The following is a 22,894-nucleotide window of genomic DNA, read 5'->3' on the forward strand; positions in this document are numbered from 1 at the left end:
GTTCCAGATGCACTAAACGGCGGCCAATGGCCGCCGTTTTGCTTTAAGATAACCGCCATTTTGCAGCCCCAGCCCCAATTCCTGTGGGAGCGAGCCTGCTCGCGATGAGTCCGTCACATTCAGCATCTATGTTGGCTGTCAGTAAGTCATCGCGAGCAGGCTCGCTCCCACATTAAAAGCTTCCGGAGTTTTCCATGACGGCCCACGCCGACCTTTCGCCGACCCTTCAACTCGCCATCGACCTGATCCGCCGTCCGTCCGTGACGCCGGTCGACGCCGATTGCCAGAAGCAGATGATGCAGCGCCTGGGCGATGCCGGTTTTGCGCTTGAGCCAATGCGCATCGAAGATGTGGATAACTTCTGGGCGACCCACGGTAAACACGATGGTCCGGTGCTGTGCTTTGCCGGTCACACCGACGTGGTGCCGACCGGCCCGGTGACTGCCTGGCAGATCGACCCGTTCAACGCGCTGATCGACGAACACGGCATGCTCTGCGGCCGTGGCGCAGCAGACATGAAAGGCAGCCTCGCGTCCATGACCGTGGCGGCCGAACGTTTCGTCACCGACTACCCGGATCACAAGGGCAAGGTTGCTTTCCTGATCACCAGCGACGAAGAAGGCCCGGCGCACCACGGCACCAAAGCTGTGATCGAACGCCTTGCTGCCCGTAAGGAGCGTCTGGACTGGTGCATCGTCGGCGAACCGTCGAGCACCACCCTGGTGGGCGACGTAGTCAAGAACGGCCGTCGCGGCTCCCTCGGCGCCAAACTGACCGTGCGCGGTGTGCAGGGCCATGTTGCCTATCCGCACCTGGCAAAGAACCCGATCCACCTCGCCGCCCCGGCACTGGCCGAACTGGCCGCCGAGCATTGGGACCACGGCAACAATTTCTTCCCGCCAACCAGCTTCCAGATCTCCAACGTGAACTCTGGCACTGGCGCGACCAACGTGATTCCGGGTGATCTGGTGGCGGTGTTCAACTTCCGCTTTTCTACCGAATCGACCGTGGAAGGCCTGCAAAAGCGCGTCGCTGACATCCTCGACAAGCATGGCCTGGACTGGCACATCGACTGGGCGCTGTCCGGCCTGCCGTTCCTCACTGAACCGGGCGCCCTGCTGGATGCCGTCGCGTCGAGCATCAAGGACATCACCGGTCGCGAAACCAAAGCCTCCACCAGCGGCGGCACCTCCGACGGGCGCTTCATCGCGACCATGGGCACACAAGTGGTTGAACTGGGCCCGGTCAACGCGACGATCCACCAGGTCAACGAGCGTGTGCTGGCTGCCGACCTCGACGTGCTGACCGAAATCTACTACCAGACCCTGATCAAGTTGCTCGCCTGATGCTGGCCTGCCCGATCTGCAGTGAACCGCTGAACGCGGTGGACAACGGCGTGGCCTGCCCCGCCGGGCATCGTTTCGACCGTGCGCGTCAGGGTTATCTGAACCTGTTGCCGGTGCAGCACAAGAACAGCCGCGACCCTGGGGATAACCTGGCGATGGTCGAAGCCCGACGCGATTTTTTGAACGCCGGCCATTACGCGCCGGTGGCCAAGCGTCTGGCAGAACTGGCAGCTCAGTACGCACCGCAGCGCTGGCTGGACATCGGTTGTGGCGAGGGTTACTACACCGCGCAAATCGCCGAGGCTTTGCCGAGCACCGACGGTTACGCGCTGGACATCTCCCGGGAAGCGGTCAAACGCGCCTGCAAACGCAACCCGCAGCTGACCTGGTTGATCGCCAGCATGGCGCGGGTGCCGCTGGCGTCCGGCAGCTGCCAGTTTCTCGCCAGCGTGTTCAGCCCGCTGGACTGGGAGGAAGCCAAACGCTTGCTCAGCCCCGGTGGCGGTTTGATGAAAGTCGGGCCGACCAGCGGCCATCTGATGGAATTGCGCGAACGTCTGTACGACGAAGTCCGTGAATACACCGACGACAAGCATTTGGCCTTGGTGCCGGAAGGCATGGCGTTGCAACACAGCGAAACCCTGGAGTTCAAACTGACGCTGGAAAGTGGTCAGGACCGGGCGAACCTGTTGGCCATGACGCCCCACGGTTGGCGCGCCAGTGCCGAACGCCGGGCGGCGGTCATCGAACAGGTCGAGCCGTTCGAGGTCACTATTTCAATGCGCTACGATTACTTTGTTCTTCAATAACTCTTTAATTTTTTGGTCTTCGGCAGTTGCCGTAGGCCGGCTAAATCCGCGAATGGATTTTTCAGACCCGCAGTGAGGACATCCATGCGCCAACCCGATATCGAGATTTACCTGAAAGACGCCGACGTCGACTACAAGGCCGTCGCGGCCTGGCTCGGCACTGCTTTGGGTACATGCACCGACTGGGTCCAGAAAGGCCAAACCTACAAGTGCAAGGCCGGCAACGTGTCGGTCACCTGGCTGCCGAAAGCCGTGGGCAAATGGAACAGCCTGTTCCTGGACAGCGACCAGACCCCGTGGGAAGACGACATCGCCTGCGCCCGCGCAGCCTTTGCCGCGCTGAACGTCGAAGTACGTTGCGCGCCGGGTACGTGGGTCGAGGAAGAAGGTGAAGAGACCGCGGATCGCTGGATGCGCATCAGCGCGGATGGTGAAGAAGAGATCACCTGGAAAACTGTCTAAAAGCTGTACACAAACCTGTGGGAGCGAGCTTGCTCGCGATGAGGCCCTTTCAGTCAACATCAATGTTGAATGTCAGTTCGCTATCGCGAGCAAGCTCGCTCCCACAGTGGTTTTGGGTGATCCGTAAGATGCGGATTACAGACCTACAACATCCTCTGCCTGCAAACCCTTCTCGCCGGTCACCACGCCGTATTCAACCTGCTGGCCCTCAGCCAACGAGCGATGCCCTTCGCCGCGAATCGCGCGGTAGTGCACGAACACGTCCACCCCGTCCTCGCGCTGAATGAAGCCGTAGCCCTTGGCATCGTTGAACCACTTCACATTGCCGGTTTCGCGCGTAGCCATGTCAGTACCCCCCTTGTTTTTATTTTGAACGGCCGAGTATATGACAGCCGCCAAAACTCTCAACTCACTTTACTTAGCCGCTTTTTTGCCGATTTTCGGCGAATACGGCACACTATCGGCCGCCCGAGCATTTGCTCGGTTTTATTCACTCACGCAGAAGCCGTATGACCCGTTCCCCGTTCCGCCGTCTTGTGTTTGGCACCCTGCGCCGACTGTTGTACCTCTGGGTTCGCTCGGAGACGATCAATCAGTCGTCGTTCACCCTCAACCTCGACCGCAGCCGTCCGGTGTTCTACGTCCTGCAAAACCCTTCGCTGACCGACCTGGCCGTGGTCGATACCGAGTGCAGCAAGGCCGGTTTGCCCCGCCCGGTGTTGCCGGTCTCGGTAGGTACGCTGGAGGAACCCGCGGCGTTCTTTTACCTGACGCCGGAGCCCGACTGGCTCGGCCGACAGGACAAACGTGGTGCACCGCCGACCTTGACTCGCCTGGTCAGCGCCCTGAGCCAGAACGCCGCCGAAGACGCGCAGATCATTCCGGTCAGCGTGTTCTGGGGTCAGTCACCGGACAGCGAATCGAGCCCGTGGAAACTGCTCTTCGCCGACAGCTGGGCGGTCACCGGGCGCCTGCGCCGGTTGCTGAGCATCATCGTTCTAGGGCGCAAAACCCGGGTGCAGTTCTCGGCGCCGATCCACCTGCGCGAGCTGATCGACCACAACAAGGGCCACGAGCGCACCGTGCGCATGGCCCAGCGGATTCTGCGGGTGCACTTCCGCAATCTGAAAGCAGCGGTGATCGGTCCGGACATTTCCCACCGTCGCAACCTGGTCAAAGGCCTGCTCAATCAGCCGCTGGTCAAACAAGCGATCCTCGACGAAGCCGAGCGTGAAAACATCTCCCCGGAGAAAGCCAAGGCCCAGGCCCTGCGCTACGGCAACGAGATCGCCTCCGACTACACCTACACCGCGATCCGCTTTCTGGAAGTGGTGCTGAGCTGGTTCTGGAACAAGATCTACGACGGGATCAAGGTCAACCACATCGAAGGCGTGCAGAAGGCCGCTCAGGGTCACGAAGTGATCTACGTGCCATGCCATCGCAGCCACATCGACTATCTGCTGCTGTCCTATTTGCTGTTCCGCAACGGCCTGACTCCGCCGCACATCGCCGCCGGGATCAACCTCAACATGCCGGTGATCGGCAGCCTGCTGCGGCGTGGCGGTGCGTTTTTCATGCGCCGCACCTTCAAGGGCAACCCGCTCTACACCTCGGTGTTCAACGAATACCTGCATACCCTGTTTACCAAAGGCTTCCCGGTGGAGTACTTCGTCGAGGGCGGCCGTTCGCGCACCGGGCGCATGCTGCAACCGAAAACCGGGATGCTCGCAATCACCCTGCGCAGCTTCCTGCGTTCGTCGCGGATGCCGATCGTCTTCATCCCGGTCTACATCGGCTACGAGCGCGTGCTGGAAGGCCGGACCTACCTCGGCGAACTGCGTGGCGCGACCAAGAAGAAAGAATCGATCTTCGACATCTTCAAAGTCATCGGCGCGCTCAAGCAGCGTTTCGGTCAGGTGGCGGTGAACTTCGGCGAACCGATCAAACTGGCGGAATTCCTCGACAGCGAACAGCCGGACTGGCGTCAACAGGAACTCGGCCCGCAGTTCAAACCGGCATGGCTCAACGAAACCACCAACCGTTTGGGCGAGAAAGTCGCGCAGCATCTGAACGAAGCGGCGGCGATCAACCCGGTCAACCTCGTGGCCCTGGCGCTGCTATCCACCAGCCGTCTCGCGCTGGATGATCGCGCCATGGCGCGAGTGCTCGATCTGTACCTGGCGTTGTTGCGCAAAGTCCCGTACTCGCCGCACACCACGTTGCCGGAAGGTGACGGCCGGGCGTTGATCGAGCATGTGAAGGACATGGATCTGCTGTCCGAGCAGAGCGATGCCCTGGGCAAAATTCTGTATCTGGACGAGCAGAACGCCGTCCTGATGACCTACTACCGTAACAACGTTTTGCACATCTTCGCCTTGCCGGCGTTGCTGGCGAGTTTCTTCCAGAGCGCCTCGCGCATGAGCCGCGAACAGATCCTGCGCTACACCCGCGCACTGTATCCGTACCTGCAATCGGAGTTGTTCATTCGCTGGTCGCTGGAGGAACTGGATGCGGTGATCGATCAATGGCTCGAAGCCTTCGTAGAGCAAGGTCTGCTGCGTTTTGAGAATGATGTCTACGTGCGGCCGGCACCGAGCTCGCGGCATTTCGTACTGCTGACCCTGCTGTCGAAAAGCATCGCCCAGACCCTGCAACGTTTCTACATGACCGTTTCCCTGCTGCTCAACAGCGGCCAGAACAGCATCAGCGCCGAAGAGCTGGAAGACTTGTGCACGGTCATGGCCCAGCGCCTGTCGATTCTGCATGGCCTCAACGCCCCGGAGTTCTTCGACAAGAGCCTGTTCCGCCACTTCATCCAGACCATGCTCGACCTCGACGTGCTCAAGCGAGACGAGGCCGGCAAGCTGAGCTACCACGAACTGCTCGGCGAACTGGCCGAAGGCGCGGCCAAGCGAGTGTTGCCGGCGGAGATTCGTTTGTCGATCCGTCAGGTGGCGTTGCATCGCAGTGAAGATGCGGCGGATCAGGTCGCCACAAAGCCCGAGGCCTGATGAAATCCCTGTGGGAGCGAGCCTGCTCGCGAATGCGGTTTAACATTCAACATTTCAGTTGTCTGGCACACCGCTTTCGCGAGCAGGCTCACTCCCACATTAATTGGAGATCTCCGATGAAAAAACTCTCTTTATTGGCCATGACCACCCTGCTGGGCGCCTGTCAGTCGATGCAACCCGCCGCTAAAACCTCCCTCGATGGCGAAGTGTTCTACCTGCAACGCATTGCCCTGCCGCCCAGCGCCATCTTAAGCGTCAGCTTGCAGGACGTTTCCCTGGCCGATGCGCCTGCCGTGGTCCTCGACGAACAGAAAGGCCCGGTCAAAGGCCAGGTGCCGCTGCCATTTCATCTGAGTTACGATCCAACGCAGGTCAAACCGGGTCATCGTTACTCGGTCAGCGCCCGTATCGAAGTGAATGGCGAACTGATGTTCATCACCACCGAACATCACGCCGTGCAGCTGGATGGCAGCGATCCGCAACCACTGAAAATCCGCGTAGACGCCGCTCGCTAACTCTCAATTTTTGAACAAAGGAAGCTGCCATGTTCCGCCCTACCCTTCGCTTCGCCGGCCTGTGCGCAGGCTTGATGATCTCCGCCAGCGCCTTGGCGCTATCGCTCAACGACCTGTCACAAAAAGACGCCACCGGCGGCCTCAAGGATGCCCTGACCCAAGGCGCGCAGCTGGCCGTGAAACAACTCGGCACGCCGGGCGGCTTCAGCAACAACCCGGACGTGAAAATCGAACTGCCGGGAAAACTGGGAAAAGTCGCCAGCAAGATGAAACAGTTCGGCATGGGCGACCAGGTTGACCAGCTGGAAACCAGCATGAACAAAGCGGCTGAAACCGCCGTGACGCAAGCCCAGCCGATCCTGGTGGACGCGGTGAAGAAGATGAGCGTGGAGGATGCCAAGGGCATTCTCAGCGGCGGCAAGGACTCGGCCACTCAGTACCTGAGCAAAACCAGCCGCGAACAGATCCGCGTCAAGTTCCTGCCAATCGTCAAGCAAGCCACCGACCAGGTGGGCCTGGCCAAGCAGTACAACTCGTTCGCCGGGCAAGCCGCGACGATGGGTGTGGTGGATGCGAAGAGCGCCAACATCGAAAGCTACGTGACCGAGCAAGCGTTGAACGGTTTGTTCGAGATGATTGGTAAACAGGAAGAAGCCATTCGCCAGAATCCTGCAGCAGCAGCGACGAGTTTGGCGAAGAAGGTGTTTGGAACGTTGTAGTTTTTGAGCGACTGAAACCCACAAAAAGCCCGCTGACCTTTACAGGTTCAGCGGGCTTTTTCGTTTGCGCTATTGCTGCTGCGCTCTTTTGATCCTGATCGAGGAATTCAAGCTCAAAAGCTCGCAGCCTTTGGTAGTTCCTACAGCGTGTTCAAGCTGATTCCTTTTTTACTCGGAACCACGCCGCATACAGCGCCGGCAAAAACAGCAACGTCAGCGCCGTTGCCACAATCAACCCGCCCATGATCGCCACCGCCATCGGCCCGAAAAACACGCTGCGCGACAGCGGAATCATCGCCAGCACCGCCGCGAGTGCAGTCAACACAATCGGCCGGAAACGCCGCACCGTGGCTTCAATAATCGCCTGCCAAGGTTTGAGCCCGGAAGCAATGTCCTGCTCGATCTGGTCCACCAGAATCACCGAGTTGCGCATGATCATCCCGGACAGCGCGATGGTGCCGAGCATCGCGACGAAGCCGAACGGCTGACGGAACACCATCAGGAACAAGGTCACACCGATCAAGCCCAAAGGCGCCGTCAGAAACACCATTACCGTGCGTGAGAAACTGCGCAGTTGCAGCATCAGTAACGTCAGCACCACCACGATGAAAAGCGGCACACCGGCCTTCACCGAATTCTGCCCGCGAGCCGAGTCTTCCACCGTGCCGCCGACCTCCAGCAAATACCCGTCCGGCAGTTCGGCGCGAATCGGATCGAGGGTCGGCATGATCTGCTTCACCAGCGTCGCCGGTTGTTCCTTGCCGTAGATGTCGGCGCGGACCGTCACATTCGGCAAGCGGTTGCGGTGCCAGATGATGCCTTCTTCGAAGCCGTATTCCAGGGTCGCGATCTGCGACAACGCTACGCTGCGACCGTTGTCAGTGGGCACCGCCAGGCTTGGCAGCAGCGACAGTTCGGTGCGCTCGTGCAATGTGCCGCGCAACAGAATCTCGATCAACTCGTTGTCTTCACGGTACTGGCTGACGCTGGAACCGGTCAGAGAGCTTTGCAGGAACTTCGACAGGTTCGCGGTGCTCACGCCAAGCGCCCGGGCGCGGTCCTGATCGACGTTCAGGTAAACGACTTTGCTCGGTTCTTCCCAATCCAGATGGACGTTGACCACGTGCGGGTTCTCGCGAACCTTGGCCGCGACTTTACGGGCCAGCGCGCGAACTTCCTCGATGTGCTCACCGGTCACCCGGAACTGCATCGGATAACCAACCGGCGGCCCGTTCTCCAGACGTGTCACCCGCGCACGCAGGGCCGGGAATTGTTCCTTGAGAGCTTCGATCAGCCAGGTGCGCAGGGTTTCACGCTCTTCGATGGTTTTGGCCAGGACTACAAACTGCGCGAAGCTCGCTGCAGGAAGTTGTTGATCCAGCGGCAGGTAAAAACGTGGCGAACCGGTGCCAACGTAAGCGACATAGTTATCGATACCGGCGTGATCCTTCAGCAGTGCTTCGAGCCGTCTGACCTCATCGCGGGTGTTGCTCAACGAGGCGCCTTCGGCCAGTTTCAGATCGACCATCAATTCCAGACGACCCGATGCCGGGAAGAACTGTTGCGGCACAAAGCGAAACAGGATGACAGAACCGATAAACAGCACGACTGTCAGGACAATGACCGTCTTGCGCCGGCGTACGCACCACTCCACCAGGCGTCTGACGCGCTGATAGAACGGCGTGCCGTAAGGGTCGGGCTGGCCGTCGCCGGCGCCATGTTTGGCTGCATGAATCTTCGCCAGATCCGGCAGGAGTTTTTCCCCCAGATAAGGCACAAACACAACAGCGGCCACCCACGAGGCCAGCAACGCGATGGTCACCACCTGGAAGATCGAGCGGGTGTATTCACCCGTGCCTGATTGCGCAGTGGCAATCGGCAGGAAGCCGGCCGCGGTGATCAGCGTACCGGTGAGCATAGGGAATGCGGTGCTGGTCCAGGCGTAACTGGCCGCCTTGATCCGGTCGAAGCCTTGCTCCATTTTGATCGCCATCATTTCCACGGCGATGATCGCGTCGTCCACCAACAAGCCCAGCGCCAGTACCAATGCCCCGAGGGAAATCTTGTGCAGGCCGATTCCCAGGTAATACATGCAGGCGAACGTCATCGCCAATACCAAAGGAATCGCCAGCGCGACCACCATGCCGGTGCGCACGCCGAGGGAGAAGAAGCTCACCAGCAAGACGATTGCCAGTGCTTCCACCAGCACCTGAACAAACTCACCAACACTGCTTTTCACGGCGGCAGGCTGGTCGGAGACCTTGCGCAACTGCATACCGGCAGGGAGATTTTTCTGGATCCGGTCGAACTCGATTTCCAATGCCTTGCCCAGCACCAGAATGTCGCCACCGTCCTTCATGGCCACGGCCAGACCGATGGCGTTTTCCGCCATGAAGCGCATGCTCGGCGCTGGCGGATCGTTGAACCCACGACGCACATCCGCCACATCGGCGATGCGGAACGTACGATCACCGACGCGGATCGGGAAGCTCTTGATCTCTTCGACCGTCTGAAAATTCCCCGAGACCCGTAGCTGCAATCGCTCACTGCTGGTTTCAAAGAACCCGGCGGTGGACACTGCGTTTTGCTCTTCAAGGGCTTGCTGCACCGCCGACAAAGGCAGGCCGAGGGTGGCGAGTTTGACGTTGGAGAGTTCGATCCAGATCTTCTCGTCCTGTAACCCGAGCAGATCGACCTTGCCCACATCCTTGACCCGTTGCAGCTGAATCTGCACGCGGTCGGCGTAGTCTTTGAGCACCGCGTAATCAAAACCTTCGCCGGTCAGCGCGTAGATATTGCCAAACGTTGTGCCGAACTCATCATTGAAGAATGGTCCCTGAATGCCCGGTGGCAAGGTGTGGCGAATGTCGCTGATCTTCTTGCGAACCTGATACCAGAGGTCCGGGATTTCCACCGAGTGCATGGAATCACGGGCGACGAACGTCACTTGGGATTCGCCCGGACGGGAGAACGAAACGATGCGTTCGTACTCGCCGGTTTCCATCAGTTTCTTTTCAATACGCTCGGTGACCTGCCGCGACACCTCCTGCGCCGTGGCCCCCGGCCAGTTGGTCCGAATCACCATGGCCTTGAAGGTGAACGGCGGGTCTTCACTTTGGCCGAGCTTGGTGTAGGACAGTGCGCCGACAACTGCCAGCAAGAGCATCAGGAACAGTACGATCTGGCGATTACGCAGCGCCCATGCGGAAAGATTGAAACCCATCGGGGATTACTCCTTGTCCGCCAGATTGACCACGCGGTTGGAGCGATCCACCGGGCGCACCTGCTGCCCTTCAAGCAGCACATGGACGCCAGCGGCCACCACCCAATCGCTGGCGTTCAGTCCTTCGAGTACCGGTACGGTTTTCTCGCCGAAGGCACCGACCCGTACCGGGGTTTTCTTCAGGGTGTTGTTGTCATTGACGACCCAGACGTAGGTCGCGCCGTTTTCCGCTGTCAGTGCGGAGAGCGGCACCGACAGCGGCACCACATCGGAGGTCTGAACGAACACCCGGGCACTCTGGCCGAGTTCAGCGGGAACCTTGCCGGCGGTGAAGGCGATGCGGGCGGCAAAGGTGCGTGATTTTGGATCGGCAGCGGGCGACAGCTCACGGATGCGCCCGGCGAAACGTTGGTCGGGTTGGGTCCACAGTTCCACCGACACTGGCTGACCGACCTTGAAGCGGCCAAAGCTCTGCTCCGGCAAGCTGATCAACACTTCGCGCTCGCCATCGGTGGCGAGGGTAAATACGGTTTGCCCCGCCGCCACCACTTGCCCGACTTCAACCGCGCGTTTAGCCACCACGCCATCCTGCGGCGCACGCAGCACGGCGTAACTGGCCTGATTGGTCGAGACGTTGAATTCGGCTTTGATTTGCTTGAGGCGTGCTTCACCGGATCGGTAAAGGTTTTCGGAATTGTCGTACTGCGAACGGCTGACCATCTGACGGTCCATCAGGGTCTTGTAGCGATCACGTTCGGCACGCACCAGGTTCAGGTTGGCCTCGGCAGCGGCGACCTGGGCACGGGTGGCTTCCAGTTGCAGGCGCACGTCCTGAGGATCGAGTTCCGCCAGAGGTTGATCGGCCTTGACCCGCTGCCCCTCTTCGACCAGTCGTCGACTGACTTTACCGCCAATGCGAAACGCCAACTCCGGCTCATACCGTGCGCGGACTTCACCGGGAAAACTTTCCATCGCCTGGGCCGAAGGCTCTGGCTGCACGACCATGGCCGGGCGAACGGTGACTTGGGGCGCCTCTTCGTGACCACACGCAGACAATAAAAACGCCAGACTGACTGGCAACGCGAGGGGCAAGGCATAGCGGAACATGGTGAAGGACCTTTCGCTAATGGTGCTTTGAATAATTATACTGAGCAGTATGTTATTAATAGCAAACTCACCAGTCCAGTAATAAAAGCGCATATGCCTAACAATCTTTCAGTACCCAACGGCCCGGGCCGCCCAAAGGATCTGGCCAAACGCCAGGCGATCCTCGATGCGGCGAAAATTCTGTTTCTGAGCAAGGGTTATGCGAATACCAGCATGGACGCCGTGGCGGCCGAGGCCGGTGTGTCGAAGCTGACGGTCTACAGCCATTTCAACGACAAGGAGACGCTGTTCTCCGCCGCCGTGATGGCCAAGTGCGAAGAGCAATTGCCGACGCTGTTTTTCGAGTTGCCAGACGGCACTGCCGTAGAAACGGTGCTGTTGAACATCGCGCGCGGCTTTCATCAGCTGATCAACAGCGACGAATCGGTCAACCTGCATCGGCTGATGATGACGCTGGGCAGCCAGGACCCGAAACTCTCGCTGATCTTCTTCGAGGCCGGGCCTGAGCGCATGCTGCATGGCATGGAGCGGTTGCTGATCAAGGTTGATCAGACCGGTGCCTTGAGCATCGACAAACCGCGCAATGCGGCCGAGCATTTCTTCTGCCTGCTCAAGGGTGCGGGGAATTTCCGGCTGCTTTATGGCTGTGGCGAGCCGCTGACCGGGGATGCGGCCGAGAGCCATGTGCAGGAAGTGGTGGAGTTGTTTATGCGGGCGTATCGGCCTGAGTCAGCCTGATAGATATTGGTCGTCTGATCTGACGCCATCGCGAGCAAGCTCGCTCCCACAGGGGATCTACGGTGTTGCATAGATCCAGTGTGGGAGCGAGCTTGCTCGCGAAGGGGGCGACGCGGTCTTAAGGCTTGAGCGCTTTCTTCGGGTAAATGTCATACCGGCTGGATTTACCATCCAGCGCATGACTCGGCTTCGGCCCTTCAATACACGGCGCCTTGCGCGGGCGCTTGACCACCACTCGATGGCTGGCCAACGCCAACGCCGCTTCGAGCAGTGCAGGTGCATCCGGGTCATCGCCTACCAGCGGCCGGAACAGGCGCATTTCCTTCTTCACCAAGGCCGTTTTCTCACGATGGGGAAACATCGGGTCGAGGTAGATCACCTGCGGCGGCTCGCCTTCCCAATTGCGCATCACCTCGATCGAATTGCCCTTGAGCAAGCGCATCCGCGCCACGATCGGCGCCACGTCAAAGTCTTCCGCGCCGCGTGCCAGGCCATCTTCAAGCAAAGCGCCAATCAGCGGCTGACGCTCGATCAGGCTCATCTCGCAGCCCAGGCTCGCCAGCACGAACGCATCTTTGCCCAACCCCGCCGTGGCATCCAGCACGCGCGGACGCACGCCTTGGGCAACCCCGACAGCCTTGGCGATCATCTGACCGCTACCGCCGCCGTACAAGCGGCGATGGGCCGCACCGCCCTCGACAAAGTCCACCCGCACCGGCCCCGGTGCGTCCGGGCCCAGTTGCTGCAGCTGCAAACCCTGGTCGCCGACCTGCAAGGCAAACTCACCGTCATCCACCTGCATCGGCAAACCCAGGCGCTCGGCCCATTGTTCGGCCTGTGGCTGAAAAGTCGCGGCCAGGGCCTCGACATGGATGCGGCAGGCCGCAGGTTGCTCAATCATGGGAAAACACGCTCAAAAAATTAATGATCGGCAAAAACGGCCGATAACAAAACTATCGAGCATTTTGCCAGAGCTGAGCGTCGACCGAGAGAAATGTCAGACATTCGAAGCACATCCGTAGGCTATATATCGCGTCATGGCGATTATGGTCTGCGAAACTCCCAAGCACTGAGCGGCGTCAGTCACCTGTGGCAGGATTTTTTTGCCCAGGCCCTGGCCGATCAGTCGGGCGATGTCGTACCGGCTTCTCTCAACTTTCCACCGGTCGATCTCGACAGCCCGGTCGAACCCACCGTTGGCAGCGAACTGCTGGCACATATCATTTCCCAGCGCGAATGCGATGTGAAAGAAACCGAGGTCCGTCCGCCCGAGCCACTGTTCCTGCCGATTGCCGAGTTTGAAATGGACTTGGCCGACAAACCTTTCCCACCGTTCCCCGCACAAGAAATCGTCGCTCAACAGAAGCAACAGGACTTCGAAAGCCGCTGGGTCCGTCCGATCGTGCTCACGGCCGGTCAACCGCTGCCAGAGCCTGGCGCCGCACCGCAACCGCGTCCGCTGCACCTGCCGATCGCCGAGTTCGAACTCGATCTGCTGGACAAGCCATTCCCGCCGTTCTCGCCCGAAGAGCTGGTGGAGCAACAGAAACAACTCGATTTCGATAACGGCTGGGCTCGCCCGATCGTCCTGCAAAACCTGTGTATCGCCGCCTGACCTTCAATAACAGGCCCTCAGCGACACACCCACCACGGCCCGACATCCACATGAAAGTGATTGCGATGGGCGGCGTTGTAATCCGGACTCAAGACCACACTGAACATGTCGCAGGCGCCATCGCGGACCTGACGTAAAAACCGTGCGTCCTGATTATCCTTCGGCCAATCCTTGAGCACGTTGATGGATCGGCCATCGGCCAAGCGAAAACCGGCGATGTCCAGCGCATCGGCGCTGGCATGCTGGCTGCGCCTGCCGTTTTCGCGGCTATAGACGTTGCGACAGGCAAAGCTGCCGAGATGATCGACACGCGTTACCGCTTGGCCGTAGACCGCTTGTGCGGCGGGTTGCAGGGCGTGGTGTTCGAACAGGGCGAACGACACCGCCAGGCGGCAACTGGCGAGGAAACTGCTGCTCAGGGCCACCTCGCCGCCCTGCACACGCAAGGTGTTGATCAACGGGCACGTCGCGTCGGGGCTGTCGGCCTGATGGGTTACGCGCAATCCGGAGCTGCTCAGGGCTTGATCGCACAGCTGCGGATCATCGCGCAGGCGCATCAGCTTGTAGCGCGTCAGAAAATTGGGCGCGGCCTTCACGTCCAGCGGCGCCCAAGGGTTCCACTGTGATGGCAGAGAGATCCAGCCACGCCAGACGCTCATCGCCGCCGTGCCGATGATTAACAGCATCAACAGCAGCCACCACCGAAACCGCATCGTCAGCCTTTGAACAATTGATTGGCCTGGGCGTAGGGCATGGATCGCGATGTGAAGCCGAACGTGCCCGACGTCTTGATCTCTTCGGCAGCGCGGAAGAACTCGCCATATGCCGCCAGGGCTAGCGCCGAACCGACACTGATACGTTTGACGCCCATTTCGCTCAACTGCTCGACCGTCAATTTCAGTCCGCCAGACATCAACACATTGACCGGTTTCGGCGCCACGGCACGGACCACCGCCAACACATCTTCAGCACTGCGCAGACCCGGCGCATAAAGTACGTCGGCACCCGCCTCGGCAAACGCCTGCAAGCGGCGAATGGTATCGGCGAGATCAGGATTGCCGTGCAGAAAGTTTTCGGCCCGGGCTGTCAGCACAAAGGGGAACGGCAAGCTGCGAGCCGCTGCCACGGCAGCCTCAATGCGTGCGACAGCATGTTCGAAGCAGTAGATCGGCGCTTCTTCACGACCCGTGGCATCTTCGATCGAGCCGCCGACAGCGCCGGCCTCTGCCGCACGCAAAATACTCTGTGCGCATTCGGCGGGATCGTCAGCGAAGCCGTTTTCCAGATCGACGGCGACGGGCAGATCAGTTGCCGCAACAATCGCCCGAACGTTTGCCAGGGTGTCGTCCAGCGTCAGCGCACCATCGGGGCGGGCGTTGGAAAAGGCGTAACCGGCACTGGTGGTCGCCAGCGCCTCGAAACCAAGGCTGGCGAGCATTTTCGCCGAGCCGGCATCCCATGGGTTGGGAATGACAAAAGCCCCCGCGCGTTCGTGCAGTGCTTTGAACGCTTGGGCTCGAAGGGTTTGCGCATCCATTGGCAGGCTCCTGAAAGGGCAGGGAATCCGCTTCAGAGCAGGCCAAGTTGCTCGGCAGCGGGCTCTCTGTATAGCTCAGGCAGCGGCGGCAGGCCAGGCAAACGCAGCATCAGTTTTGCGTGGAAACGTTGCGCCAGTTTGGCGGCCAGCAGGTTGTCGGCGGTGTGCAGGAAAATATAGGGCGTACGACCCTCTTCGATCCACACAGCGATTTTCTCAACCCACGGCAGCAAAAACGGGTCGTTGGTCTCAAGTTGCGGATGGCCGATGAAGCGCACCTGCGGACATTGCGTGAAGGCTGCCGGACGGGGCGGCACCCTGGGCTTTTTCGATTGGGCGTGAAGGACCGAGGGATCGGTCGATGTGCAACTGAACAGCGCTCGGGGATCGAGGCAGATACGCTCGACACCGCGATCCAGTAGCAGGCGATTGAGCCTTCTCTCGGCATCGCCCTTGGCGAAGAAGTCGTCATGCCGCACTTCAACCGCCAGAGGCCGGTCCACTGCATCAATAAAACCGGCAAGCTCCGACAGTCGCTGCGGCGTAAAGCTTTTGGACAGTTGCAGCCACAGCGGTGAAACCCGTTCGCCGAGGGGGCTGAGCAATTGCAGGAAGGTTTCGGCAGCGGTCAATTGTTCGCGCAGGTCACCGCTGTGGCTGATGTCACCGGGGAACTTGGCAGTGAAGCGAAAGTGTTCGGGCATGGTCTCGGCCCAGCGCTGCACGGTGGTCGCAGCCGGGCTCGCGTAGAAGGTCGTATTGCCTTCAACGGCGTTAAACACTTGGGAATAGAGATTCAGAAACTCAGCGGGTTTGGCGTCCGGCGGATAAAGATAATCGCGCCAGGCGTTTTCACTCCAGGACGGACAGCCCAGGTAGTAAGGCAGCATCAGATGTACAGGTCGAGGCCCAGCACATCCGAATCCCAATCGACAAAACCGGCGGTGCTCAGGTAGCTGGCCAGGGCCTTCGCGACACTGCTGCTCATGGCACGGTGATAAAGCATGTCTTGTTGACGGGCGGGGAGATTACTCAAGCGTTGCGCAGAGGCTTTGGCAGCGCGGGCAGCCATTTGCTCTTCGGATGGAATTTCCAGCTCGCCGTCGATATCGACGTAGTCGTCATCCGCCACAGGCCCTTTGCGAGGCTTGCGCTTGATGGGGTAGGACTGAGAGGGAACGCCGTCTATACGCATGAGTACATGTCCGGGATCAATGATGGCAGTTTAGTGGCGCGTAGGCCGCTTCGCAAACCGCCGAGTGATAACTAGAACACAGAAAATGGAAAAGGTTTAAAAGCCGGTGCATAAAGTGACGATTGGCTGCGTTGCGCAGGCCGCCATCGCGAGCAAGCTCGCTCCCACAGGGGTTAGCGTAAACCCTGTGGGAGCGAGCTTGCTCGCGATTGGGCCAACTCGGTGCTATGAATTAACGCGCTTTCGGTGTCGCAACCTTATCGCGCAGGTACACCGGCTGAGCCTCATCAGCCACGATCGCCTCACCACGCGCCCAGGCAAAACGCGCCAGGGTCAGCAGGTCCTCAGCGTGAGGCAACATGCCCGCATCCTGCCCGGTCAGGCTGACGGCGATTCGCTCGGCATAACCCCAGCCAGTGCCGGCGCCAAACCACTCACCGCTGGCGTCAGCCGGCAACGCGGCCACTTCCGGCGCAAGCACCGCTTCATTGCCGACCAGCCGCATCTCCCCCGCCGTTTCGCGGTAGCAACCCCAATACACCTCATCCATCCGCGCATCGATGGCAGCCGCAACCTGGCTCACGCCATGTTCGCGATAGGCCCGCTGCGCCAGCACGGCCAGGTTCGATACCGGCAATACCGGGCGATCCAGCGCAAACGCCAGCCCCTGCACCACGCCAATGGCGATCCGCACGCCGGTGAAGGCACCCGGACCACGTCCGAAAGCGATTGCATCGACCGCTTGCAGGGTGGTCCCGGCATCCGCCAGCAACTGCTGAATCATCGGCAGCAGCTTCTGCGCATGCAGGCGCGGGATCACCTCGTAATGGCTCGTGACTTTACCGTCATGCAGCAAGGCAACGGAGCAAGCTTCAGTCGCGGTGTCCAGGGCCAGCAAGGTGCTCATCGATGTTTCCGTAAGAGAGGTCAGAAAAAGTGCGCCAGTATAAACAACTACGGCCCGCAAGCGGGCCGTAGAAGATGAAGCGTTTTTTTAGCTCAGTGCTTCAAGCACTTTGCCGGTGATCGCTTCAACCGAGCCAACACCTTCGATGTGGCTGTACTTCGGTTTGCCCAGATCAGCGGCCAGGTTCTGGTAAAACGCTACCAGAGGCTTGGTTTGGGAATGGTAGACCGAAAGCCGATGACGCACGGTTTCTTCGGTGTCGTCCTTGCGCTGCACCAGTGCTTCACCGGTGATGTCGTCCTTGCCGGCGATTTTCGGCGGGTTGTAGACGGTGTGGTACACGCGGCCGCTGGCCTCGTGAACGCGGCGACCGGCGATACGCTGAACGATTTCTTCGTCGTCGACGGCGATTTCGACCACGTGATCCAGCTCCACGCCGGCTTTCACCAGGGCTTCAGCCTGAGGAATGGTGCGCGGGAAACCGTCGAACAGGAAACCGTTGGCGCAATCGGCTTGGCTGATGCGTTCCTTGACCAGATTGATGATCAGGTCATCGGAAACCAGACCACCGCTGTCCATGACGCTCTTGGCGATCAGGCCCAGCTCGGTGCCAGCCTTGACCGCGGCACGCAGCATGTCGCCGGTGGAGATTTGCGGAATGCCGAATTTTTCGGTGATGAACTTAGCCTGAGTACCTTTACCGGCCCCGGGAGCTCCCAGCAGAATGACGCGCATCGATGTGCTCCTCAATTTTTTATATAGATAACGTCAGATTCGCCTCGTGGGGCCAATCTCAAAAAAAGGGTCGTGACCGCCCAAACGGTCAAAGGCTGCTCAAGATACACAGCAGGCCCAGACCACACAAGCCGCCGAAAGTCGGAGAAACCCGCGCCTGATGTGACCTTTAGAAGGGGTACCCCAAGTCGCAACCCCATCACTAACTGTCGCCTGCCAGCACTTTTCAGCCCCTCGTCCACAGGCACTCGACGCTCGTACCGAGTGCCTTGCCCCACGACGAGAACCTTAGCCGGTATTACGCAAACCGGCGGCAATCCCCGCCACAGACACCAGCAGCGCCTGTTCTACCGGGCTGCCCTGTGCCACTTCCTGTTGTCGCGAACGCGCCAACAACTCGGCCTGCAATAGATGAAGAGGGTCGAGGTAAGTGTTGCGCAAGCGGATGAATTCAAGCGTGGCTGGGCTATGTGCCAGTAGCTGCGACTGACCGGTCAGCCCCAGGACCACCGAGCAGGCCTGCGACAATAGGTCGCGTAAATGCGCACCTAAAGGGAGCAGATCCGGCTCGACCAGGCGCTCATCGTAGGACCGGGCGATATCGGCATCGGCCTTGGCCAACACCATTTCCAGCATATCGATGCGCGTGCGGAAGAACGGCCACTGCTCGCGCATCTGCCCCAGCAGCTCACCTTCGCCGCGCTCCAGCGCCTTGCTCAACGCTGCTTCCCAGCCGAGCCATGCCGGCAACATCAGACGCGTCTGGGTCCAGCCGAAGATCCACGGGATCGCCCGCAGGCTTTCAATCCCGCCGGCGCGGCGCTTGGCCGGGCGACTGCCCAGCGGCAAGCGCCCCAGTTCCTGCTCCGGAGTGGACTGGCGGAAATACTCGACGAACTGCGGGTTTTCCCGCACCACGGCGCGATAAGCGCTGACACCGTCAGCAGCCAATTCGTCCATCAGATTGCGCCAGGCAGGCTCCGGTGGCGGCGGCGGCAACAAGGTCGCTTCCAGCACCGCTGCCAGGTACAGATTGAGGTTTTGTTCGGCGATGTCTGGTAGGCCGAATTTGAAACGAATCATTTCTCCCTGCTCGGTAGTACGAAAACGCCCCGCCACCGAACCCGGCGGCTGCGACAGAATCGCCGCGTGTGCCGGGCCGCCGCCGCGTCCCACGGTGCCACCGCGACCATGGAACAACAGCAGTTCCACTTGCTGCTCGCGGCAGATGTCGACCAAGCGCTCCTGCGCCCGATACTGCGCCCAGGCCGCTGCCGTCGTGCCGGCGTCCTTGGCCGAGTCGGAGTAGCCGATCATCACTTCCTGCGGCCCTTGCAAGCGCGCGCGATAACCCGGAAGCAACAAGAGCTTTTCAATCACCGGGCCGGCGTTGTCGAGGTCGGCAAGGGTTTCGAACAGCGGCACCACGCGCATCGGCCGCAACACGCCAGACTCTTTGAGCAGCAGTTGCACGGCCAGCACGTCGGAAGCGGCGCCGGCCATGGAGATCACATAAGAACCGAGCGATGCGCCCGGTGCGGCAGCGATTTCCTGGCAGGTCGCCAACACTTCAGCGGTGTCCGCCGATGGCTTGAAGTACGTCGGCAGCAACGGCCGGCGGTTGTTCAGCTCACGCATCAGGAAGGCGATGCGCTCTTCCTCGCTCCAGTCCTCGTAGCGCCCCAGACCCAGGTAATCGGTGATCTCGTTCATGGCTGCGGTATGTCGCGTCGAGTCCTGACGCACATCGAGCCGCACCAGGAACAGCCCGAACGTCACCGCCCGGCGCAGGCAATCGAGCAGCGGACCATCAGCGATCACGCCCATGCCGCACTCATGCAGCGAGTGGTAGCACAGCTCCAGCGGATCGAGCAGTTCGCGGTTGTTTTGCAACACATCGGCGGGTGCCGGCGTGGTCTTCGTCAAGGAGGCGTGAGCCCAGTTACGCGTCGCGCGCAGGCGTTCACGCAGCTGTTTAAGCACCGCACGGTAAGGTTCGGCGCTGTCCCCGGCCTTGGCCTTCAAGTCGTCGCTGGCCTGCTGCATCGACAACTCGGCCGCCAGGTGATCGACATCGCGCAGATACAAGTCCGCGGCCATCCACCGCGCCAGCAGCAAGACTTCACGGGTCACGGCAGCGGTCACGTTGGGGTTGCCATCGCGGTCACCGCCCATCCACGAGGCAAAGCGAATCGGCGCTGCCTCCAGTGGGAGGTGCAGGCCAGTGGCGTCATGCAGGGCTTTATCAGCCTTGCGCAAATAGTTGGGGATCGCCTGCCACAGCGAATGTTCGATCACCGCGAAGCCCCACTTGGCTTCATCCACGGGGGTTGGGCGGGTGCGACGGATTTCTTCGGTGTGCCAGGCTTCGGCGATCAGGCGCTGCAACTTGGTTTGGATCTGCTCGCGTTCGGCAGTGGTCAGGTCGCGATGGTCCTGGGCAGCCAGTTGAGCGGCAATGGCGTCGTACTTCTGGATCAGCGTGCGGCGCGCGACTTCGGTCGGGTGCGCGGTGAGGACCAACTCAATCTCCAACCGTCCCAGTTGCCGGGCCAGGGATTCAGCGCCATGACCTTCAGCACTCAGGCGGGCGAGCAGTTCCGGCAGTACCCGCGCTTCGAACGGCGCCGGCTGTGACTCTTCGCGACGGTGAATCAGCTGATATTGCTCGGCGATATTGGCCAGGTTGAGAAACTGGTTGAACGCCCGCGCTACGGGCAGCAACTCTTCTTCACTCAATTGGTTGAGGCTGGCGCTCAGTTCAGCGTCCATCGAACCGCGACGGTCGGCCTTGGCGCCTTTGCGGATCTGCTCGATCTTGTCGAGAAAACCGTCCCCGTACTGTTCACGAATGGTGTTGCCCAACAGCTCACCCAACAGGTGAACATCTTCGCGCAAGCGTGCATCAATATCGGTCATCAGCAGTTCTCCAGCGAAAATCCGGGTGACTTGGTGTCCATGCTCTTGAGTTAGAGAGTGCCGCTGTAAAGCGGTTCTTACAAGCGAACGACGAGGGGAATGGTGTTCGCCCGAGAAAGTTTGGGATTGGGGATTGGGATTGGTGGGGTACATATCCGTTTCTGCGGTAACGGCCGCTTATGGTTTCGCTCTTACAGCGACTCACTTTTCCAAACGCCGAAAAGTAAGCAAAAGGCTTTGCCCCTCCATTCGGTGCCTCGCCTAGGCTCGGCATGCCCTCACTCCGGCATTGCTCCGGGGGCCCGCCGCCATCGGCCATCCATGGCCGGGGGCGGCTACCGCGGCATCCTTGCCGCGGTGCCCCCTGCGCAACGCCTGCGTTCGGCCTCTGGGAAAGGGGCAACAGATCAAAATCAAAAGCCACAGCCACAGCCACAGCAAGAGCAAAAGATCGCAGCCTCGTTTCACTCGACAGCTCCTACAGGGGGAGGCGGTGTATGCACGCTCCTCACCACTCAACAGGCCGAGCGTTAGCTCGCCTGCAGCTTTTGATCTTGATGCACCGCCGCCTCGAGAGGCCGAGTGGAGGTTCTGCGCAGTGGGCAACCCGGCATGGATGCCGGGTTAGCCGCCCCCGGCCATGGATGGCCGATGGCGGCGGGCCCACGGAGCAGGACCGGAGCGAGGGCATGCCGAGCCTAGGCGAGGCACCGAACGAAAGTGGCAAGAGCCCTTGGTTACTTGGGGCTTTTCCAAGTGACTCGCTGTAAAAGCGAAACCGCCAGCAGCCATCACCGCAGAAACGGATATACACCCAATCCCCCCGCCACAAATGAGCGTGAACGCCTGAAGCACCAAGGCGTTCACCATAAGACGACGAAGGGACTTTAAACCTTGGGCGATAAAGCTAGTCTGAAGAGTAAGCCGTACAACGGCTGCCGCCGGCGATTGCCGGACTCTGACACTGCCTGCCACGAGCAGGTGCGCATTGAGGTCACTATGAAAATCCGCGAGCTTGCCCATCACTGGGAAGAAAACGCCAAGGGTCGTCTGACCGATACCGGATACTCGATTCATCTGGATGTGGAGGCCGCCGCACGGCTGGCGGCCATTATCGATATGTACCCCAAACGGCAGCCCGAAGAACTGCTCGGCGAACTGATCGGCGCGGCCTTGGAAGAGCTCGAAAAAAGCTTCCCTTACGTGAAGGGCTCGACCGTCGTGGCCACCGACGAAGAAGGTGATCCGCTGTACGAAGACGTCGGTCCGACTCCGCGTTTTCTCGCATTGTCCCGTCGTCATTTGCACGATTTGTCGGCCGTCGACGACAAACAGAAACACTGATTACCGCGCGTCTCTCCCCTCCAAAAATGCGTATTCCTGGCCCCTACAGGGCCGGGAATACTGCTGCTTGCGGTAAGAATTCCCGGTTTAGAGCCTTGTCCGCCCGGTCAAAGTTTTTTCGGGCAATGGGCCATATTCTCTGAACTTTCGAAAAACGCCTCGGGTCACACCCATTAACCACGCCTGGGACGGCCGTTTTAAAACACCCCCGGAAATTGAAGGTTGCGGCTCCTTGCCCAGGATGGATGTTTAAGTTTTTCAGGAGCTATTCCAATGGAGTTGAAAACCATGAAAACCCGAACTGCCAAATCCTCGTTCCCTCCTCTGCGTAGCCTGAAACTGGCTGCACTGGCCATCGGCAGCTGCTTCGTTCTGGCCGGTTGTGCCGGCAACCCGCCAAGCGAGCAATTCGCCGTGACGGAATCGGCGGTCAACAGCGCCGTCAGTGCCGGCGGTACCGAATTCGCGGCAGTGGAAATGAAATCCGCCCGGGACAAGCTCAAACAAGCCGAAATCGCCATGCACGACAAAAAGTATGACGAAGCCAAAATCCTGGCAGAACAGGCCGAGTGGGACGCTCGCGTGGCTGAGCGCAAAGCCCAGGCGTTGAAAGCTGAACAGGCTGTGAAGGACTCTCAGAAAGGTGTTCAAGAACTGCGTCAGGAAAGCCAGCGCACCGTGCAGTAAGCGGCGCGGCACGACGTACTTCTTA

21 protein-coding genes are annotated in these 22,894 nt (G+C 60.1%); 10 read left to right on the top strand and 11 right to left on the bottom strand.

Annotation, left to right across the window (positions count from 1 at the left end; genetic code table 11):
• The first annotated feature begins 194 nt into the window (after window positions 1-194).
• From dapE to ACA056_RS23080, 3 genes are all read left to right on the top strand, one after another.
• Window positions 195-1,346, top strand: coding sequence for a succinyl-diaminopimelate desuccinylase (gene dapE, locus ACA056_RS23070; protein ID WP_497268018.1), 1,152 nt, complete (start codon window positions 195-197; stop codon window positions 1,344-1,346).
• On the top strand, window positions 1,346-2,155 hold the full coding sequence (locus ACA056_RS23075) for a putative RNA methyltransferase (RefSeq protein WP_497268020.1): 810 nt from the start codon (window positions 1,346-1,348) through the stop codon (window positions 2,153-2,155). The genes dapE and ACA056_RS23075 overlap by 1 nt, the downstream gene beginning before the upstream one ends.
• 84 nt (window positions 2,156-2,239) lie before the next feature.
• Complete coding sequence (locus tag ACA056_RS23080; RefSeq protein ID WP_497268022.1) at window positions 2,240-2,617, top strand: hypothetical protein; 378 nt, start codon at window positions 2,240-2,242, stop codon at window positions 2,615-2,617.
• 135 nt (window positions 2,618-2,752) lie between these two features.
• Here ACA056_RS23080 and ACA056_RS23085 read toward each other — a convergent pair whose 3' ends face one another.
• Window positions 2,753-2,962: a cold-shock protein gene (locus ACA056_RS23085; RefSeq protein ID WP_008146705.1), complete on the bottom strand. Its 210-nt coding sequence runs from the start codon at window positions 2,960-2,962 to the stop codon at window positions 2,753-2,755.
• 164 nt (window positions 2,963-3,126) lie between these two features.
• On the opposite strand from ACA056_RS23085, the gene plsB reads away from it, so the two are divergent.
• The 3 genes from plsB to ACA056_RS23100 all read left to right on the top strand — a co-directional run bounded on the left by plsB (window position 3,127) and on the right by ACA056_RS23100 (window position 6,862).
• On the top strand, window positions 3,127-5,628 hold the full coding sequence (plsB, locus tag ACA056_RS23090) for a glycerol-3-phosphate 1-O-acyltransferase PlsB (RefSeq protein WP_497268024.1): 2,502 nt from the start codon (window positions 3,127-3,129) through the stop codon (window positions 5,626-5,628).
• A gap of 116 nt (window positions 5,629-5,744) precedes the next feature.
• Entirely contained in the window at window positions 5,745-6,143 is a 399-nt protein-coding gene (locus ACA056_RS23095; RefSeq protein ID WP_497268026.1) for a YbaY family lipoprotein, read from the top strand.
• A 29-nt stretch (window positions 6,144-6,172) separates the two neighbouring features.
• Complete coding sequence (locus ACA056_RS23100) at window positions 6,173-6,862, top strand: DUF4197 domain-containing protein (RefSeq protein WP_129441585.1); 690 nt, start codon at window positions 6,173-6,175, stop codon at window positions 6,860-6,862.
• A 151-nt stretch (window positions 6,863-7,013) separates the two neighbouring features.
• Here ACA056_RS23100 and ACA056_RS23105 read toward each other — a convergent pair whose 3' ends face one another.
• Both ACA056_RS23105 and ACA056_RS23110 read right to left on the bottom strand, forming a co-directional pair.
• Entirely contained in the window at window positions 7,014-10,085 is a 3,072-nt protein-coding gene (locus tag ACA056_RS23105; RefSeq protein WP_497268028.1) for an efflux RND transporter permease subunit, read from the bottom strand.
• 6 nt (window positions 10,086-10,091) lie between these two features.
• The gene (locus ACA056_RS23110) at window positions 10,092-11,192 is read right to left on the bottom strand and encodes an efflux RND transporter periplasmic adaptor subunit (protein WP_497268030.1); all 1,101 of its coding nucleotides are present in this window, start codon (window positions 11,190-11,192) and stop codon (window positions 10,092-10,094) included.
• Between the two features lie 93 nt (window positions 11,193-11,285).
• Between ACA056_RS23110 and ACA056_RS23115 the strand changes: the two genes are divergently transcribed.
• Window positions 11,286-11,930 carry a TetR/AcrR family transcriptional regulator gene (locus tag ACA056_RS23115; RefSeq protein ID WP_497268032.1) on the top strand — a complete coding sequence of 215 codons (645 nt, stop codon included), beginning with the start codon at window positions 11,286-11,288 and terminating at the stop codon, window positions 11,928-11,930.
• A 118-nt stretch (window positions 11,931-12,048) separates the two neighbouring features.
• Here the strand turns inward: ACA056_RS23115 and ACA056_RS23120 are convergent, their stop codons facing one another.
• Window positions 12,049-12,831 (bottom strand): class I SAM-dependent methyltransferase, encoded by a 783-nt coding sequence (locus ACA056_RS23120; RefSeq protein ID WP_033056325.1) that lies wholly within the window; start codon window positions 12,829-12,831, stop codon window positions 12,049-12,051.
• A 93-nt stretch (window positions 12,832-12,924) separates the two neighbouring features.
• Here ACA056_RS23120 and ACA056_RS23125 point away from each other — a divergent pair, with 93 nt between their 5' ends.
• Window positions 12,925-13,545, top strand: coding sequence for an energy transducer TonB (locus tag ACA056_RS23125; protein WP_497268034.1), 621 nt, complete (start codon window positions 12,925-12,927; stop codon window positions 13,543-13,545).
• 17 nt (window positions 13,546-13,562) lie between these two features.
• On the opposite strand, the gene ACA056_RS23130 is transcribed toward ACA056_RS23125, so the two are convergent.
• The 7 genes from ACA056_RS23130 to ppc all read right to left on the bottom strand — a co-directional run bounded on the left by ACA056_RS23130 (window position 13,563) and on the right by ppc (window position 20,838).
• Entirely contained in the window at window positions 13,563-14,258 is a 696-nt protein-coding gene (locus tag ACA056_RS23130; protein ID WP_497268036.1) for an extensin-like domain-containing protein, read from the bottom strand.
• 2 nt (window positions 14,259-14,260) lie between these two features.
• Window positions 14,261-15,082 carry an isocitrate lyase/PEP mutase family protein gene (locus ACA056_RS23135; protein ID WP_497268038.1) on the bottom strand — a complete coding sequence of 274 codons (822 nt, stop codon included), beginning with the start codon at window positions 15,080-15,082 and terminating at the stop codon, window positions 14,261-14,263.
• A gap of 32 nt (window positions 15,083-15,114) precedes the next feature.
• Entirely contained in the window at window positions 15,115-15,975 is an 861-nt protein-coding gene (locus ACA056_RS23140; protein ID WP_497273588.1) for a DUF72 domain-containing protein, read from the bottom strand.
• The gene (locus ACA056_RS23145; RefSeq protein ID WP_008156859.1) at window positions 15,972-16,277 is read right to left on the bottom strand and encodes a hypothetical protein; all 306 of its coding nucleotides are present in this window, start codon (window positions 16,275-16,277) and stop codon (window positions 15,972-15,974) included. Before ACA056_RS23145 ends, ACA056_RS23140 begins: the two co-directional genes overlap by 4 nt.
• Before the next feature lie 232 nt (window positions 16,278-16,509).
• The gene (gene tsaB / locus ACA056_RS23150; protein ID WP_033056334.1) at window positions 16,510-17,184 is read right to left on the bottom strand and encodes a tRNA (adenosine(37)-N6)-threonylcarbamoyltransferase complex dimerization subunit type 1 TsaB; all 675 of its coding nucleotides are present in this window, start codon (window positions 17,182-17,184) and stop codon (window positions 16,510-16,512) included.
• A gap of 87 nt (window positions 17,185-17,271) precedes the next feature.
• The gene (adk, locus tag ACA056_RS23155) at window positions 17,272-17,919 is read right to left on the bottom strand and encodes an adenylate kinase (protein ID WP_129441569.1); all 648 of its coding nucleotides are present in this window, start codon (window positions 17,917-17,919) and stop codon (window positions 17,272-17,274) included.
• A gap of 288 nt (window positions 17,920-18,207) precedes the next feature.
• Window positions 18,208-20,838, bottom strand: a complete 2,631-nt coding sequence (ppc, locus tag ACA056_RS23160) for a phosphoenolpyruvate carboxylase (RefSeq protein WP_497268041.1) — start codon at window positions 20,836-20,838, stop codon at window positions 18,208-18,210.
• A 999-nt stretch (window positions 20,839-21,837) separates the two neighbouring features.
• Between ppc and ACA056_RS23165 the strand changes: the two genes are divergently transcribed.
• On the top strand, window positions 21,838-22,182 hold the full coding sequence (locus tag ACA056_RS23165; RefSeq protein WP_282482759.1) for a pilin assembly protein: 345 nt from the start codon (window positions 21,838-21,840) through the stop codon (window positions 22,180-22,182).
• Window positions 22,183-22,455: 273 nt separating this feature from the next.
• The gene (locus tag ACA056_RS23170) at window positions 22,456-22,869 is read left to right on the top strand and encodes a DUF4398 domain-containing protein (RefSeq protein ID WP_497268043.1); all 414 of its coding nucleotides are present in this window, start codon (window positions 22,456-22,458) and stop codon (window positions 22,867-22,869) included.
• The last annotated feature ends 25 nt before the right edge of the window (window positions 22,870-22,894 follow it).

The sequence above is a fragment of the Pseudomonas sp. LBUM1666 genome (assembly GCF_059695775.1).

Coding starts and splice junctions, on each gene's coding strand:
- ACA056_RS23085 (WP_008146705.1), bottom strand. CDS start 2,962: ATGGCTACGCGCGAAACCGGCAATGTGAAGTGGTTCAACGATGCCAAG.
- ACA056_RS23100 (WP_129441585.1), top strand. CDS start 6,173: ATGTTCCGCCCTACCCTTCGCTTCGCCGGCCTGTGCGCAGGCTTGATG.
- adk (WP_129441569.1), bottom strand. CDS start 17,919: ATGCGCGTCATTCTGCTGGGAGCTCCCGGGGCCGGTAAAGGTACTCAG.
- ppc (WP_497268041.1), bottom strand. CDS start 20,838: ATGACCGATATTGATGCACGCTTGCGCGAAGATGTTCACCTGTTGGGT.
- ACA056_RS23110 (WP_497268030.1), bottom strand. CDS start 11,192: ATGTTCCGCTATGCCTTGCCCCTCGCGTTGCCAGTCAGTCTGGCGTTT.
- ACA056_RS23145 (WP_008156859.1), bottom strand. CDS start 16,277: ATGCGTATAGACGGCGTTCCCTCTCAGTCCTACCCCATCAAGCGCAAG.
- dapE (WP_497268018.1), top strand. CDS start 195: ATGACGGCCCACGCCGACCTTTCGCCGACCCTTCAACTCGCCATCGAC.
- ACA056_RS23170 (WP_497268043.1), top strand. CDS start 22,456: ATGGAGTTGAAAACCATGAAAACCCGAACTGCCAAATCCTCGTTCCCT.
- ACA056_RS23095 (WP_497268026.1), top strand. CDS start 5,745: ATGAAAAAACTCTCTTTATTGGCCATGACCACCCTGCTGGGCGCCTGT.
- ACA056_RS23125 (WP_497268034.1), top strand. CDS start 12,925: ATGTCAGACATTCGAAGCACATCCGTAGGCTATATATCGCGTCATGGC.
- plsB (WP_497268024.1), top strand. CDS start 3,127: ATGACCCGTTCCCCGTTCCGCCGTCTTGTGTTTGGCACCCTGCGCCGA.
- ACA056_RS23115 (WP_497268032.1), top strand. CDS start 11,286: ATGCCTAACAATCTTTCAGTACCCAACGGCCCGGGCCGCCCAAAGGAT.
- ACA056_RS23120 (WP_033056325.1), bottom strand. CDS start 12,831: ATGATTGAGCAACCTGCGGCCTGCCGCATCCATGTCGAGGCCCTGGCC.
- ACA056_RS23130 (WP_497268036.1), bottom strand. CDS start 14,258: ATGCGGTTTCGGTGGTGGCTGCTGTTGATGCTGTTAATCATCGGCACG.
- ACA056_RS23105 (WP_497268028.1), bottom strand. CDS start 10,085: ATGGGTTTCAATCTTTCCGCATGGGCGCTGCGTAATCGCCAGATCGTA.
- ACA056_RS23165 (WP_282482759.1), top strand. CDS start 21,838: ATGAAAATCCGCGAGCTTGCCCATCACTGGGAAGAAAACGCCAAGGGT.
- ACA056_RS23135 (WP_497268038.1), bottom strand. CDS start 15,082: ATGGATGCGCAAACCCTTCGAGCCCAAGCGTTCAAAGCACTGCACGAA.
- tsaB (WP_033056334.1), bottom strand. CDS start 17,184: ATGAGCACCTTGCTGGCCCTGGACACCGCGACTGAAGCTTGCTCCGTT.
- ACA056_RS23080 (WP_497268022.1), top strand. CDS start 2,240: ATGCGCCAACCCGATATCGAGATTTACCTGAAAGACGCCGACGTCGAC.
- ACA056_RS23075 (WP_497268020.1), top strand. CDS start 1,346: ATGCTGGCCTGCCCGATCTGCAGTGAACCGCTGAACGCGGTGGACAAC.